This window comes from Kribbella sp. NPDC026611 (genome assembly GCF_040638345.1).
Classification (GTDB): domain Bacteria; phylum Actinomycetota; class Actinomycetes; order Propionibacteriales; family Kribbellaceae; genus Kribbella.
In genome coordinates this window covers 868334-882992 of record NZ_JBEZYC010000003.1, presented here as the reverse complement: position 1 = coordinate 882992, position 14659 = coordinate 868334, and the positions used below count along the sequence as shown (strand labels likewise).

Here is a 14659-nt window from a genome sequence, read left to right as displayed (position 1 = left end):
CCGCAGACGGCTACCCCTCGTTCACGAAAGGATGGGATGCTGGTCGGCGTGGCTGGAGACTTGCTGGCATCCCACAACCGGGAGTACGACGTCGAGCCGCCGTACGACATCAGTGCGGCCGGCGACCTACCGGTGCACCGGTTCTCCGATCGCGAGCTGAGCTGGCTCGCGTTCAACCAGCGCGTCCTCGAGCTCGCGGAGAACGAGAAGATCCCGCTGCTCGAGCGAGCCAAGTTCCTCGCCATCTTCGCCAGCAACCTGGACGAGTTCTACATGGTCCGGGTCGCGGGCCTGAAGCGACGGATCGTGGCCGGTGTCGCGGTGAAGGCGGCCAGCGGCCTGCTCCCCCGCGAGGTCCTGGACCGCAGCCTGGCGAAGAGCCGTGAGCTGATGGACCGGCACGCGGAGACCTGGCGGAAGTCCGTCCAGCCGGCGCTGGTCGAGCAGGGTATCGAGATCCTCCGCTGGGACGAGCTGCAGCACGACGAGCGCGAAGACATGACCCGGTTCTTCCGGGACCGCGTCTTCCCGGTGCTGACCCCGCTGGCGGTCGACCCGTCGCACCCTTTCCCGTACATCTCCGGCCTGAGCCTCAACCTGGCCGTCGTGGTCCGCAACCCCGACACCGGCGGTGAGCACTTCGCCCGGGTCAAGGTTCCGCCGCTGCTCCCCCGCTTCGTGAGGGTCGCCGAGGGCCGGTTCGTACCGCTCGAGGACGTGATCGCGACGCACCTGGGCCAGCTGTTCCCGGGCATGGAGGTCACCCAGAACCACACGTTCCGCGTCACCCGCAACGAGGACCTCGAGGTCGAGGAGGACGACGCGGAGAACCTGCTGGCCGCTCTGGAGAAGGAGCTGCTGCGCCGGAGGTTCGGTCCGCCCGTCCGGCTCGAGGTGGAGGAGTCGATCGACCCGCAGGTGAAGGCGTTGCTGCTGTCCGAGCTGGGCGTCACCGAGGCAGAGGTGTTCGAGCTGCCCGGCCCGCTGGACCTCCGTGGCCTGTTCACCATCGCCAGCCTGGACCGGGCCGAGCTGAAGTACCCGGCGTTCGTACCGTCGACCCACCCGCACCTGGCCGAGGTCGAGACGGCCAACCCGGCGGACATGTTCCACGCGCTCAAGCAGCGCGACGTGCTGGTCCACCACCCGTACGACTCGTTCTCCACCAGCGTGCAGCGCTTCATCGAGCAGGCCGCGGCCGACCCGCACGTGCTGGCGATCAAGCAGACGCTGTACCGGACCAGTGGTGACTCACCGATCGTCGACGCCCTCATCGACGCCGCCGAGGCCGGCAAGCAGGTCCTGGTCCTCGTAGAGATCCAGGCCCGCTTCGACGAGCAGGCGAACATCAAGTGGGCCCGTCAGCTCGAGCATGCCGGCTGCCACGTCGTGTACGGCGTCATCGGTCTCAAGACGCACTGCAAGCTGTCCATGGTCGTCCGCGACGAGCCCGACGGCCTGCGCCGCTACGCCCACATCGGTACCGGCAACTACCACCCGAAGACGGCACGGCTCTACGAGGACCTGGGGCTGCTCACCAGCGACAAGGTGGTCACCGAGGACGTCGCCCTGCTCTTCAACCACCTGTCCGGCTTCGGCCGCAGCGCTGGCTACCGGCGGATCCTGGTCGCCCCGCAGTCGGTACGGCGTGGGCTCATCGAGCGGATCGACCGCGAGGTGCAGCACCACCTGGCCGGTCGTCCGGCCAGGATCCGGATCAAGGTGAACAGCCTGGTCGACGAGGCCCTGTGCGACGGGCTCTACCGGGCGTCGCAGGCCGGCGTACCCGTGGACCTGTGGATCCGGGGCATCTGCACGCTGCGTCCCGGCGTACCCGGTCTGTCGGAGAACATCCAGGTGCGCAGCATCCTGGGCCGGTTCCTCGAGCACAGCCGGGTGTTCCTGTTCGAGAACGGTGGCGAGCCGGAGGTGTGGATCGGGTCCGCCGACCTGATGCACCGCAACCTGGACCGTCGCGTCGAGGTCCTGGTGCAGCTGAAGGAGCAGGACCACGTCAGCGAGCTCGGTGAGATGTTTGACCTGGCCATGGACGAGGGCACCGGCTCCTGGTGGCTGCAGGCGGACGACAGCTGGCAGCCCAGGCTGACCAAACCGGACGGCGAACCGTTGCGCGACCTTCAGGAGCGGCTGATCGCGACGCGCGGCCGCCGCCGAACCGTGGACCCGATTACCTAGACCGCGGAGCGACTTCTAGGGTGATTGCATGAGCAACCCGGCGACTGTCATCGCCGCGGGGGGAGTTGTCTGGCGCGAGTACCGCGGCGCCCGGCAGGTGCTGCTGGTGCACCGGCCCCGGTACGACGACTGGTCCCTGCCGAAAGGCAAGCTGACCGCGAACGAGCACGTCCTGCTCGCTGCGCAGCGCGAGATCGAGGAGGAGACCGGGGAGCGCGCGATCCTCGGTCCACCGCTCGGCGTGCAGCGGTACGCGATCCGCAAGAACGGCAGTACGGCGGAGAAGCTGGTGCACTACTGGTCCGCCGTACCGGTCCGGGAGAGCAGCTTCCAGCCGAACGACGAGGTGGACGAGATCGCCTGGTTGCCGGTGGACAAGGCGCGGATCAGGCTCAGTTACCCGCGGGACGTGGACATCGTGGACGCGCTCGAGGGCGCTGTACCGGTCGTTGCCTCGCTGGTGCTGGTCCGGCACGCCGACGCGGTCAAGCGCAAGGACTGGGACGGCAAGGACACTCTGCGTCCGCTGTCCCGGGTGGGCGAAGGAGTCGCCGAGCGGCTGGCCGACGTGCTGGGCGCACTGGGCGTGGACCGGGTGATCAGCAGCGACGCGGAGCGGTGCGTGTCGACGGTCGCGCCGTACGCCGGGGGCATCGAGCGGCACATCCACCTCTGGCCGGAGATCTCCGAGCGTGGGTACGACGCTGATCCGGACGGGCTGCGTGGCCTGGCCGAGCGGGCGTGGAAGCCGGGGAAGGTGACCGTCGTCTGCTCGCACCGGCCGGTGCTGCCGGCGCTGTCCCGGGAGCTCGGGCTGAAGGTGGGCAAGTTCGCCACCGGATCCTTCGTGGTGGCCCATCGGCTGGCCGACGGACGGCTTGTGCACGAGCGTTTCGGGGCACTCTGACGGTCGGAACACCACGGTGTGACACGGCTGGGTGACGATCCGGGCACACCCGAAGGTGCGTCCGGGTGACACTGGAGGTGACGGGTATGTTCCTACCCGAGGAGCCGGCGCCCCACCGGGTGCCGGTCTGAGGAGAGGTTCGGGGCGCACCATGACGATGATGCGAGAACTGACACTGATCGGGATCCGGATGGAATCGCCCAACCGGGCCCCGGTGATGATGCTGCGGGAGACCGAGGGCTACCGCTACCTGCCGATCTCGATCGGCTCGGTCGAGGCCACCGCGATCGCCTACGAGGAGCAGGGCCTGCGTCCGTCGCGCCCGCTCACCCACGACCTGATGCGCGACCTGATCCAGGCGTTCGGCGTCCACATCGAGGCCGTCGAGATCGTCGAGCTCCGGGACGCGGTCTTCTTCGCCGAGCTCGTCCTCGCCAACGGCGCCCGGGTCTCGGCCCGCCCGAGCGACTCGGTCGCCCTGGCCGTCCGTCTGGGTACGCCGATCCGCTGCACCGAAGAGGTCCTCCGCGAAGCCGGCGTCGCCACCCCCGAAGAAGAACAGGCCGAGCTGGAACGGTTCCGCCAGTTCCTCGACAGCGTCGCCCCCGAAGACTTTTCCAGCTGACTGACCCCGCCCAGTGCGTACGATCCGCAAGCGCACTGGCGGCAGGGGTGGCCACCAGGCGTCTCTGACCTGGGGGTCTCATGCGCAGAACCGTCGCCGTCGTCGCCGCACTCGCCCTGCTCATCGCGGGCCAGGCCCTGCCGGCCAACGCCGCTCCGCCGCCGGCACCGACCGACGTCCAGGTCACCTGGGCGGGCCAGATCCTCAAGATCACCTGGCACGATGCCGGCGAAACGAACCTGATCCGGGTGGAGTACCCGGATCTGAACCGGACCGATGTCCAGACCATCGTGTTCGGGAACGAGCCGAACGGCATCTTGTTCTACCCGGACTTCCTCGAGCAGGACCGGGTCAGGCTGACCGTGACGAGCCGGGTCGGCACCGTCGAGAGCGCCGCGACGCCGACGGCGTACTTCGACACCTGGCGGCCCGGCTTCCCGTTCGTCCAGGACGCCGACCTGCTGCCCGACCTCTCCGTCCGGCTCCGGTGGAGCCAGACGCCTCCGCACCCCGACACCACGCCGGACGACCCGATGGACCACCCGGACTACCCCGAGTACATCCGCGCGCGGATCGCGGGGCCGGTCCCGGCGGATCCCAGCCAGCAGGAGCGGATCCCGCTCACCGTCGGCAGCCTGACCGGCGTTCTGCCGCCCAGGCCGCGGCCCTCGAACATCTCGCTCGAGGCCGGGAACGCCTGGGGTGCGTGGTACCTCGGGCACGAGCCGGCGCACCGGCAGGTGTCCGTGGGCACGATGGCCGGGAAGTTCGCCGTACCCGCTCAGACGACGTTCGGCGACTACGTGAAGATCAACAGCTCCTTGGACGAGTACTTCTGTACCTGTGCCGAGCAGCGCGACAGTTCGATCCCGGTCTGGCTGCAGGCCCGGCCGACGGCTACCGCGCCGTGGACGACTGTCGGTCGCTACACCGGTGGCACCACGAGCTCGTTCCCGACCTGGATCACCTCGGTGGGTGGCCGACAGTTCCGGCTCTGGGTGCCGGCCCGCAAGCGGCTCGACCAGAACGCCGTCACGCTGACTCCCGCGTCGTCCACCGCTGCGCAGTCGACCCGGACAATGGCGCGCTTCAACGCGGCCGGGTTCAACGTCACCACCGCCCAGGTCGGCCAGATCGTCAAGCTCACCGTGAATGTGGCCCCCGCCGGGACGGTGAAGGGCGCGTTGCAGCGATGGGACGGGAAGTCCTGGCGGAGCGTGCTGACGGTGCCGATCACCAAGGGCAAGGCGACGATGTCCGTGCGTGCTGCCGGTCGGGGTACGACGACTACGTACCGGGTCGCGGTGCCGGGGATGATGTACTACGGATTGCCGGTCGAGACCACCGGGAGTCGTGCCTTCACGCTGACGGTGCGATGAGCCCTGCGTTACCAAAACGTGAGCGAATACCGGCTTGCCGTGACTGAAAGTTACAAATGCTCACTCAGTTCACCTGTTGGCCGCCTGTCGGCACGCCATACGTCGCACACGCTATCGGAATCGTTCACCGCTCGTTCACCGGCGACGGACCGCTCGGACACCTGCTCTCCCTACCGTCTGTGGAAGTTCTGAAGTCTGATTCCCGCAGAAGGGCAACATTCTCGTGTCCGTCAATCGCCTGCTCCGCGTCGGCTCCGTCGCCGTGGTAACCCTCGGCGTCCTCGCCCTGAGCGCCTGTGGCAGTGACCCGGAGCCGTCCGGTTCCTCCAGCCCGGGGAGCACCACCTCCTCGGCCGGCGCCGACTGCCCGAAGGGCACTCTGAACGCCGAGGGCTCCTCGGCGCAGAAGAACGCCATCGACGAAGTCATCAGCAAGTACAACGAGAAGTGCGCCGACGTCACGGTGAACTACAACCCGACCGGTTCCGGTGCGGGCGTCAAGCAGTTCAACGCAAGCCAGGTTGACTTCGCCGGCTCCGACTCGGCGCTGAAGCCGCCGGAGGTGGCCGCGGCCACCACCCGCTGCGCGAACAACCCGGCGATCGACCTGCCGATGGTGATCGGCCCGATCGCGGTCGCGTACAACCTCGACGGTGTCGACAAGCTGGTCCTCGACGGCCCGACCACCGCGAAGATCTTCCAGGGCACCATCAAGACCTGGAACGACCCGGCGATCGCCAAGCTGAACGCGGGCGCCAAGCTCCCGTCGGCCCCGATCTCGGTGTTCTTCCGCTCGGACGAGTCCGGCACCACGGAGAACTTCACCAAGTACCTGAAGGCCGCCGGTGGCGGCGCCTGGACCGGTGAGCCGGCGAAGAAGTGGACCGGTACCGGCGCGGGCAAGGAGAAGTCCGCGGGTGTCGCCGACGGTGTGAAGACCACGAAGAACTCGGTCACCTACGTCGAGTGGTCGTACGCCGTCGACAACAAGCTCGGCATCGCCCAGATCGACAACGGTTCGGGCACCCCGGTCGAGCTGTCCGCCGACTCCGCCGGTAAGGCCCTGGCCGCCGCGAAGCCGGCCGGCACGGGTTCGGACCTGGCCCTGAAGCTGGACTACGCGACCAAGGCGCCGGGTGCGTACCCGATCATCCTGGTCACCTACGAGATCGCCTGCACCAAGGGCCTCCCGGCCGAGAAGACCGCGCTGGTGAAGAGCTTCCTGAGCTACTTCGTCAGCAAGGACGGCCAGGCCTCGCTGACCGACCTGAACTACGCGCCGCTGCCGGCTGAGATCCAGTCGAAGGTCGACGCCGCGATCCAGGCCATCAGCTGATCGCGAAGCAGTAACTGATGCGAGCCCCGGCCGGTCCGATTCTTCGGAGGACGGCCGGGGCTCGCCTCGTGACACACCAACGTGACAGCCAACGTGAGACCAATGCGACGACACCACGACTCAGGCGCTTGGAGCACCATCGATGAGTAGTCCAGACGGCACGGAACCGCCCGGCCGGCCGAACGGCGAGCCCGCCGAGCAGGAAGCCGCCACGCGGCGGGAGGGTGCGGCCGCGGACCAGGTGGCCGCGGACTCGACCGAGCCGAGGATCGAGGACCTCGTCCACGAGGACAGCGGGCCGGCCCCGCGGTTCGGTGGTCTGGCCGAGGAACACGCGGAGCACGAGGCGGCCGTGGAGACCGTCGCTGCCCCGGCGGCGCCGGCCGAGACCGGTGCCAAGCTCGAGCTGGGCGCGGTCGGCCACCTCGGTGACCGGCTGTTCAGCGGGCTGGCCCGCGGCTCCGGCGGCGTCGTGGTCCTGATCGTCGCGTTCGTCGGCATCTTCCTGCTGGCGCTGGCGATCCCGGCGCTCGCCGACGACGAGAGCAACTTCCTCTTCTCCCGCATCTGGCTGCCCGGTGGTGACCACCCGCAGTTCGGGATCGCGGCCCTGTTCTACACGACCCTGGTCAGCTCGATCATCGCGATGGCCGTCGCGGTCCCGATCGCGGTCGGCGTCGCGCTCTACATCACGTACTACGCTCCGCGCCGGCTGGCCCGTCCGGTCGCGTCGGTCGTCGACCTGCTGGCCGCCGTACCGTCGATCATCTACGGGCTCTGGGGGATCGTGTTCTTCGCGCCGGTGATCCAGCCGGTGTCGCACGCGATCTCCAAGGTGCTGGGCTGGATCCCGGTCTTCAAGGAAGCGGCGAACGCCGACCGCGGCACGGTCTTCACCGCCGGCGTCGTGCTGGCGATCATGATCCTGCCGGTGATCACCGCGATCAGCCGGGAGATCTTCGCGCAGACGCCGATCGCGCACCGCGAGGGCGCGCTGGCGCTGGGCTCCACCAAGTGGGAGATGATCCGGATGGCGGTGCTGCCGTACGGGCGCTCCGGCGTGACCAGCGCCGCGATGCTCGGCCTCGGCCGCGCGCTCGGCGAGACCGTCGCGGTGATGATCATCCTGTCGCAGCCGAACCCGATCGCCCCGTGGGACCCGTCGATCTTCGCCGGTGGCGAGACGTTCGCGTCGAAGATCGCCTCCAGCGCCGCCGAGCTCGACACCCCGGCCAAGACCGGTGCCTTCATCGCCGCCGGCCTGGTGCTGTTCGTCGTCACCTTCATCGTCAACTCGACCGCCCGCATCATCGTCGCGCGGTCGGAGCCAGGCGCCCGGCGCAGGACGCGCCGGTCGCGGGCCGTCAAGCAGGGAGCCGCCGCGTGACCACGCTCGCCGCCGACCGTCCGGACCAGAACACCAAGGTCCTGGACCTGACCGGACGCTCCGGTTCTCGTGCCTTCCGCAACGTGCTGGCGACCGTGCTGGTCACGATCTGCTTCGTGCTCGCCCTGATCCCGCTGATCTGGATCCTCTGGACGGTGGTCTCGAAGGGCTACCACCTGCTGCTCAACGCGGAGTGGTGGTCGCAGTCGCAACGCGGCATCACCTCGCGGCACGCGGGTGGCGGCGCGTACCACGCGATCATGGGCAGCCTGATCATGACCGCGATCACCGCGATCATCGCGGTACCGCTCGGCATCCTCGGCGCCGTCTACCTGATCGAGTACGGCAAGGGCACCCGCGGCGCCCGGATCGTCAGCTTCATGGTCGACATCCTCACCGGTGTGCCGTCGATCGTCGCCGCGCTGTTCGTCTACGCGATCTGGATCACGATCCTCGGCTTCAACCGGATCGGCTTCGCGGTGTCGCTGGCGCTGGTGCTGCTGATGATGCCGGTCGTACTGCGCTCCACCGAGGAGATGCTGAAGCTGGTACCGGACGAGTTACGCGAGGCGTCGTACGCGCTCGGGGTACCGAAGTGGAAGACGATCCTGAAGATCGTCGTCCCGACCGCGTTCGGCGGCATCATCACCGGCGTGATGCTCGGCCTGGCCCGGGTGATCGGTGAGACCGCGCCGCTGCTGATCCTGGTCGGCTACTCGAAGGTGATCAACTACAACCCGTTCTCCGGGTTCATGGGCGCGCTGCCGACCATGATCAACAACGACCGCGGCGACATGGCACTGCCGGCCGCGGAGAACCGGGTCTGGGCCACCGCCCTGACCCTGATCCTGCTGGTTCTTGCCCTCAACCTGCTGGCCCGGCTGATCGCCCGGTTCAGCACCATCAAGTCGAAATAGTCACGAGAGGTTCTGAGTCGATATGGCTAAGCGCATCGAGGTCAGCGGCCTCAACGTCTACTACGGCGACTTCAAGGCCGTCGAGGACGTGTCGATGACGGTCGAGCCCCGATCCGTCACCGCGTTCATCGGCCCGTCCGGCTGCGGCAAGTCCACCTTCCTGCGGACCCTGAACCGGATGCACGAGGTGATCCCCGGCGCCCGCGTTGAGGGCAAGGTGCTGCTCGACCAGCAGGACCTGTACGGCTCCGGGGTCGACCCGGTCGCCGTCCGCCGCGTGGTCGGCATGGTGTTCCAGCGGCCGAACCCGTTCCCGACGATGTCGATCTTCGACAACGTCGCGTCCGGCCTGCGGCTGAACGGGGTCAAGGACCGCAAGAAGCTCGCCGAGGTGGTCGAGGCGTCGCTCAAGGGCGCCAACCTGTGGAACGAGGTCAAGGACCGGCTGGACAAGCCCGGCGCGGGCCTGTCCGGTGGTCAGCAGCAGCGGCTCTGCATCGCCCGGGCGATCGCGGTCGAGCCCGAGGTGATCCTGATGGACGAGCCGTGCTCGGCCCTGGACCCGATCTCGACGCTGGCGATCGAGGACCTGATCGAGAAGCTGAAGGACCAGTTCACGGTCGTCATCGTCACGCACAACATGCAGCAGGCGGCCCGGGTCTCGGACCAGACCGCGTTCTTCAACCTGTCCGCGACCGGCAAGCCCGGCCGGCTGATCGAGATGGCACCGACCAAGCAGATCTTCTCCAACCCGACGGAGAAGGCCACCGAGGACTACATCACTGGCCGCTTCGGCTGATCGGTCCGGTACTGCGAACCGCAGCCGGCCGCCGCGATCGGAAGATCGCGGCGGCCGGTTTCTGCTGACCGGGGTGGTGGATCGGAGTGGGGGCGTGACCGGCAACCTGTCGAAAAGATAGCCTTCGAGGATTCGACGTTTCAGAAGGGAACCGCGGTGAGCACTCCGACGCCACCCACCGGCGACGAGAACGACCCGAACCGGCCGCAGGACACGCCGGACACCCCGGAGACGCCGGGCGAACAGCCGACGCAGTACGGCGCCTCGGAACAGCCCACGCAGTACGGGCAGGAGCAGCCTGGTCAGTACGGTCAGCAGCAGCCGGGGCAGTACGGGCAGTCGCAGCCGGGGCAGCCGGGGCAATACGGGCAGCCGCAGTACCCGGGACAGCCAGGGCAGTACGGGCAGCAGCCCGGGTACGGCCAGCAGCCTTACGGTCAGCAGCAGCCGGGGTACGGGCAACAGCCTGGCTATGGTCAGCAGCAGCCGGGGTACGGACAGCAGCCGTACGGTCAGCAGCCGGGGCAGTACGGCCAGTACGGGCAGCAGGGCTACGGGTACGGCCAGCCGCAGAGCAACGCCGGTCAGACGCTCGCGATCATCGGCATCGTCTGTCTCGTGCTGTGTGCGCCGGCTTCGATCGTGCTCGGGCTGATTGCCCAGAGCAAGTTCCGTGAGCAGGGGCAGTCGGACACACTGGCGAAGGTCGCCTGGATCGGCGGCGTCGCGCTGGTCGGCCTCGGCATCCTGCTCTCCATCATCAGCGCGCTGGCCCAGAGCTGACCGTCAGTTCAGGTTGCGCGCGACGCCGTACACGAGCAGCAGGGCGACCAGGCCCTTGACCAGCCAGTTCGTCGCTCGTGGGCTGATCGTCAACCGCGGCAGGCGGATCAGCCGGACCGACTCGAGCCCCCAGGCCAGCAGTTGGTAGCCGATGGCAACACCGATCAGCGGTCCGAGCACCAGCACCACCGGGTTGAAGTGCCAGGCGGCGTCCACATCGCCGCGTAGCAGGGCCGCGGCCATCCGGGTCGAGCCACAGAGCGGGCAGTTCAGCCCGGTGGTCGCGTGCAGGATGCAGGGCACGCCGATCGTGCCACCGGACAGCTGGTAGACGCCGGCGAGTGCGAAACCACCCAGGCCGACCCAGGTAAGGTTCAGCACCTTACGGTCCAGCGGCTGGACTGGGCCGATCGGCCGGCGTACGACGCTCTGCGCAAGGCTCACGCGACAACGGTAACCCTCGATCGGGGGGATCCGCTGCCCGGTCTGAGCCGTCGGACCACTAGCCTGCAATTCACTCCTCACCTAGCAATCAGTAGAAGGGATCGTCGTGAGCACTCCGACGCCACCGCCGGGTTACGGCCCGCAGGACCCACAGCAACCGGGTCAGTACGGCCAGCCAGGGCAGCAGCCCGGACAGCCGGGGCAGTACGGTCAGCCGGGCCAGCAGCCCGGTCAGTACGGCCAGCAGCCCGGGTACGGCGGCCAGCAGCAGCCGGGCTACGGGCAGCAGCCCGGGTACGGCCAGCAGCCGGGGTACCCGCAGCAGCCCGGTCAGCCGGGCCAGTACGGTCAGCAGCCGGGCTATCCCCAGCAGCCGGGTCAGTACGGCCAGCCGGGGCAGCAGTTCGGCGGTGCATACGGCGGTCAGTACGGTCAGGCGCCGTACGGTCAGCCCGGGTACGGCGGCACTCCCGGCAACCTCGCGACGTGGCCGGTCCGGGTCGGCGGCGCGCTGATCGACGGTGTGATCGTGGGCATCCCGTACGGCATCGGCGCCGCGTTCAACAGCGGCCGTGGCTCAGTCGGCCTGATCTCGCTGGTCTTCTTCCTGATCGCGATCGGCCTGGCGATCTGGAACCACGTCATCCGCCAGGGCAGCACCGGTCAGACCATCGGCAAGCAGGCCGTCGGCCTGAAGCTGGTCGGCGCCGACACCGGTCAGCCGATCGGCGCCGGCAAGGCGTTCGTCCGCCAGATCTCCCACTTCCTCGACAGCATCGCGTGCTACGTCGGCTACCTGTGGCCGCTGTGGGACGAGAAGCGCCAGACGTTCGCGGACAAGATCAACAACACGTACGTCATCAAGCTCTGACCCGCAGCTTCTTCCGAACGCCGTGGCCCCGCTCGGGTCGCGGCGTTCGGTTGTTTGCCGGGGGCGGTGGGCGATACTCAGTGCTGACCTGCGCAGCCGCCGAGAGGATCCTCCGTGACCACTCCTCCAGACCAGCCGGGCCAGTTCCCTCCCGGGCAGCAACCTGGACAGTTCCCCCCGGGTCAGCCTGGGCAGTATCCGCCAGGCCGGCCGGGGCAGTTGCCTCCTGGGCAGCCGGGGCAGGTTCCGTACGGGCAGTTTCCTCCCGGCCAGCCAGGGCAGTACTCGGGGCCGGGGGCGTACAACCCTTATGGGCAAGGTGCTGACGGTTTCTCCTACGCCCCACCGGGCCGCCTGGCCGACTGGCCGATACGAGTCGGCGCATCACTCCTCGACTCGCTCCTCACCCTGATCCCGTCGGTCGCCGGCGTGATCGCGGCACTGGCCATCAACGGCAACCGCGACGAATTAGGCGCGGCCGGCGGAGTGGCAATGGTCGGCGGCTTCCTGCTCGCCTTCCTCGTCTGGGTCTGGAACCGCATCATCACCCAAGGCCGCACCGGCCAGTCCTTCGGCAAGAAGATCACCGGCCTCCGCATCGTCGACCAAACCACCGGCCAACTGATCGGCTTCGGCAGAAACCTCGGCCGCGAAGTCTGCGCCCAGATCTTCAACCAACTCTGCTTCCTGAACGTCCTCTGGCCCCTCTGGGACGACAAGCAGCAAACCTGGCACGACAAGGCCGTCAACGACATAGTCATCCGCACCTGACGGCCAACCTTTGAGCCGGCGGTCGAGGCGGTGTACTGCGACGAGGAGCTGTCCAGCTGCTTCTGGCCCGACGACAGTGAACCACCACCTCAGCCAGCACCAGTAGTTCGTTTACAACGAACGCCAGCCCGCTGCTGTCACCCGCGAGCGCAGCGAGCAACTCCGCGGAGTCAGCCGGGAACCCCGGGGCGCTCGCCCCGAACAAGCAGGGTGGGTGGGGCGGCGCGTAGCACGACGACGAAGGAGCCGTGCGTAGTACGCGATGGGACTACCAGCAGCACCATGCGCAAGCAGTACGGCGCGTAGTACGCCAGCCCGGGCTAGTCGCCCTCACCATCTTGTCCGACGCGAGTGGCCGATCCGCGCGAGTTCCCTCCACCCGGTGAGATCTCCGGAACAAAAATGCCACCTGGTGGCACTTAATCTCCGAAGATCACCCGCGCACCCCAGACTGAGTCGAACCACCGCAGCCCATCACCAGCAGTACGGCGAGTGGTACGCCAGCCCGCGGTAGTGACCCGCGAGCGGCAGCTCGCAACCAGCGAGCGAAGCGAGCAACTCCGCGAGCACAGCGAGCGAGCCCCGGCACTCGCCGGGAATACCGGGGCGCGCCCGCCCCGAACAACGGGGTGGGTGGGGCGGCGCGTAGCACGGCGACGAAGGAGCCGTGCGTAGCACCGCGATGGGACTACCAGCAGCACCACTCACCAGCAGTACGAGGGGTAGTGAGCCAGCCCGCAGCTGTCACCCGCGGGCGGCAGCCCGCAACTCGCCAGCGGCAGCTGGCAGCATGCCGGCGCTAAGCCGGAGGGTGGGCGGGAGCTCGCGTAGTGGTCGCGTAGGAGGAGCGGAGCGACGACGGAGTGGCCGCGGAGCACGCGTGGGACGGACCCAGTACGAGCTAGCGCGAGAGGAGGAAGCCGGCGCAGGTTACGGACCAGAGGACGCTGGTGAAGGTGCCGATGATGAAGCGTTCGGCGACGGCTTGGGGGGTGACGGAGGCTGGTTGGTCGGGGCTGCGGAGCTCCGGGTAGCGGGCCAGGCCTTTGATGGCGAGGACGACAGCGATGCCCTCGGGCCAGCCGGCGACGAGGGCGGCGTAGATGGCGGCTCGCTCGAGTGCGCCGATGAGGGCGCCGCCACGCAGTACCTCGCCGGCTTTCTGCGTGGACTGGGCTCGCGTGTTGCCTCGGTCTACCAGCGCCAGCACAGACGTGGTGAGTGGTCCGCCGCCGGTCAGTGCGAGGCCGCCGGAGAGCAGCAACAGCACGTTCCACCAGCGCTCGGGCCAGCCGACCACGCCATGCCCGGCCAGCAGCAGCACCCCGACAGCGGCCAGGCACCCGAGCATCAGTCCGCAAAGCACGATCTCCAGAGTGGAACCAGATCGCGGCACCCACGCCAGCACAGCCAGCACCAAACCAGCCGCCGTCAACGACAGCACAAGTGCCGTCACGCAGCCGCCCCGGGCTCGAGGAGTGCCGCGGCCAAGACTCGGCCGCGTTGTTCTTCGGTGTAGCCGGCGGCTTGGGCTCGCTGGGTGACCGCGGACTGACTGATGCCCAGTTTGACGCCGATCTCTCGCCTGGAGAGCCCTTCGGACAGCAGGTCGGCTACTGCCCAACCGCGCTCGCTGCGGCGACGCAGGATCGACGCCATCAGCCACAGCACGGTCTCCACCTGCTCCGCGACCCGGGCGTCCGTCCCGACCACGTTCACATGGTGCGGGCTCGACTTGGCACGCGTGACCGCCTCCCGCGCGAACACGAAGGCATCCCCGTTCCCAGCTCGGGTACTGCGAGGCAGCGGCTGCGCGACCGCTCCGACGCCAAGTCCGACGTACCAGCTGTCCGAGCGGAGCAGCTCGACGATGACGTCGACGGTCGGGCGGGCCTCGGAAAGCACACCCTGCACCTCGTCCCCGGCGGTCCGCTCGAACTTCCGGAGCAGTCCGGGCCGCCGCGGCCGGCGGTTCAGGGAGTTCAGCAGCTCGGGTACGAGATCGCTCATGCTTCGGCTGCCGCGCTGATCTACCGTGAGAACGAAGACCATCACCGCCACCATCCTTCCGAACTTCCGGACTCCGAGCTTCCGGACCAGAGAAGTTCACCGGTCTTAAGGCTACAGTCTTATTCACGCTGAGTGAAGGATAAAACCTGAATCGGTTCAGCCGATCACTCCCAGTGATCGCCCCGGTGGCCGCCGATCCTCCAATTTTCCGCTCAAACCAGCCGGCCCGGCATC

The 14659-nt window shown here is 68.3% G+C and carries 14 protein-coding genes; 11 read left to right on the top strand and 3 right to left on the bottom strand.

The genetic code is table 11. The features are described 5' to 3' along the window. Positions 1-36: 36 nt before the first annotated feature. From AB0E69_RS16175 to AB0E69_RS16135, 9 genes are all read left to right on the top strand, one after another. A complete protein-coding gene (locus tag AB0E69_RS16175) occupies positions 37-2196 on the top strand; it encodes an RNA degradosome polyphosphate kinase (RefSeq protein WP_360145328.1) in 2160 nt (719 codons plus the stop codon). Positions 2197-2224: 28 nt separating this feature from the next. Then, positions 2225-3103, top strand: coding sequence for an NUDIX domain-containing protein (locus AB0E69_RS16170; RefSeq protein ID WP_360145325.1), 879 nt, complete (start codon positions 2225-2227; stop codon positions 3101-3103). A gap of 160 nt (positions 3104-3263) precedes the next feature. Further along, positions 3264-3728: a bifunctional nuclease family protein gene (locus AB0E69_RS16165; protein ID WP_360145322.1), complete on the top strand. Its 465-nt coding sequence runs from the start codon at positions 3264-3266 to the stop codon at positions 3726-3728. Positions 3729-3808: 80 nt separating this feature from the next. Next, complete coding sequence (locus tag AB0E69_RS16160) at positions 3809-5107, top strand: hypothetical protein (RefSeq protein ID WP_360145319.1); 1299 nt, start codon at positions 3809-3811, stop codon at positions 5105-5107. 223 nt (positions 5108-5330) lie between these two features. Then, positions 5331-6443 carry a phosphate ABC transporter substrate-binding protein PstS gene (pstS, locus tag AB0E69_RS16155; protein WP_360145316.1) on the top strand — a complete coding sequence of 371 codons (1113 nt, stop codon included), beginning with the start codon at positions 5331-5333 and terminating at the stop codon, positions 6441-6443. A 142-nt stretch (positions 6444-6585) separates the two neighbouring features. Beyond that, complete coding sequence (gene pstC, locus AB0E69_RS16150; RefSeq protein WP_360145313.1) at positions 6586-7830, top strand: phosphate ABC transporter permease subunit PstC; 1245 nt, start codon at positions 6586-6588, stop codon at positions 7828-7830. Continuing rightward, a complete protein-coding gene (gene pstA, locus AB0E69_RS16145) occupies positions 7827-8747 on the top strand; it encodes a phosphate ABC transporter permease PstA (protein ID WP_360145310.1) in 921 nt (306 codons plus the stop codon). The genes pstC and pstA overlap by 4 nt, the downstream gene beginning before the upstream one ends. Before the next feature lie 22 nt (positions 8748-8769). Next, entirely contained in the window at positions 8770-9546 is a 777-nt protein-coding gene (gene pstB, locus AB0E69_RS16140; protein WP_360145307.1) for a phosphate ABC transporter ATP-binding protein PstB, read from the top strand. Positions 9547-9702: 156 nt separating this feature from the next. After that, entirely contained in the window at positions 9703-10329 is a 627-nt protein-coding gene (locus tag AB0E69_RS16135; protein WP_360145304.1) for a hypothetical protein, read from the top strand. A gap of 3 nt (positions 10330-10332) precedes the next feature. Here the strand turns inward: AB0E69_RS16135 and AB0E69_RS16130 are convergent, their stop codons facing one another. Then, positions 10333-10773: a DUF2752 domain-containing protein gene (locus tag AB0E69_RS16130; RefSeq protein ID WP_360145301.1), complete on the bottom strand. Its 441-nt coding sequence runs from the start codon at positions 10771-10773 to the stop codon at positions 10333-10335. 106 nt (positions 10774-10879) lie between these two features. Here AB0E69_RS16130 and AB0E69_RS16125 point away from each other — a divergent pair, with 106 nt between their 5' ends. Both AB0E69_RS16125 and AB0E69_RS16120 read left to right on the top strand, forming a co-directional pair. After that, on the top strand, positions 10880-11644 hold the full coding sequence (locus AB0E69_RS16125) for an RDD family protein (protein ID WP_360145298.1): 765 nt from the start codon (positions 10880-10882) through the stop codon (positions 11642-11644). A 114-nt stretch (positions 11645-11758) separates the two neighbouring features. Beyond that, positions 11759-12415 carry an RDD family protein gene (locus tag AB0E69_RS16120; RefSeq protein WP_360145295.1) on the top strand — a complete coding sequence of 219 codons (657 nt, stop codon included), beginning with the start codon at positions 11759-11761 and terminating at the stop codon, positions 12413-12415. Between the two features lie 901 nt (positions 12416-13316). Here AB0E69_RS16120 and AB0E69_RS16115 read toward each other — a convergent pair. Then, positions 13317-13871, bottom strand: coding sequence for a hypothetical protein (locus tag AB0E69_RS16115; protein ID WP_360145292.1), 555 nt, complete (start codon positions 13869-13871; stop codon positions 13317-13319). Continuing rightward, entirely contained in the window at positions 13868-14425 is a 558-nt protein-coding gene (locus AB0E69_RS16110) for a transposase (RefSeq protein ID WP_360145289.1), read from the bottom strand. The genes AB0E69_RS16115 and AB0E69_RS16110 overlap by 4 nt, the downstream gene beginning before the upstream one ends. Between the last annotated feature and the right edge of the window lie 234 nt (positions 14426-14659).

What these genes read in the sequence shown, in the direction of transcription:
- AB0E69_RS16175 (WP_360145328.1), top strand. Translation starts at nt 37, where the DNA reads ATGCTGGTCGGCGTGGCTGGAGACTTGCTGGCATCCCACAACCGGGAG.
- AB0E69_RS16170 (WP_360145325.1), top strand. Translation starts at nt 2,225, where the DNA reads ATGAGCAACCCGGCGACTGTCATCGCCGCGGGGGGAGTTGTCTGGCGC.
- AB0E69_RS16165 (WP_360145322.1), top strand. Translation starts at nt 3,264, where the DNA reads ATGCGAGAACTGACACTGATCGGGATCCGGATGGAATCGCCCAACCGG.
- AB0E69_RS16160 (WP_360145319.1), top strand. Translation starts at nt 3,809, where the DNA reads ATGCGCAGAACCGTCGCCGTCGTCGCCGCACTCGCCCTGCTCATCGCG.
- pstC (WP_360145313.1), top strand. Translation starts at nt 6,586, where the DNA reads ATGAGTAGTCCAGACGGCACGGAACCGCCCGGCCGGCCGAACGGCGAG.
- pstB (WP_360145307.1), top strand. Translation starts at nt 8,770, where the DNA reads ATGGCTAAGCGCATCGAGGTCAGCGGCCTCAACGTCTACTACGGCGAC.
- AB0E69_RS16110 (WP_360145289.1), bottom strand. Translation starts at nt 14,425, where the DNA reads ATGAGCGATCTCGTACCCGAGCTGCTGAACTCCCTGAACCGCCGGCCG.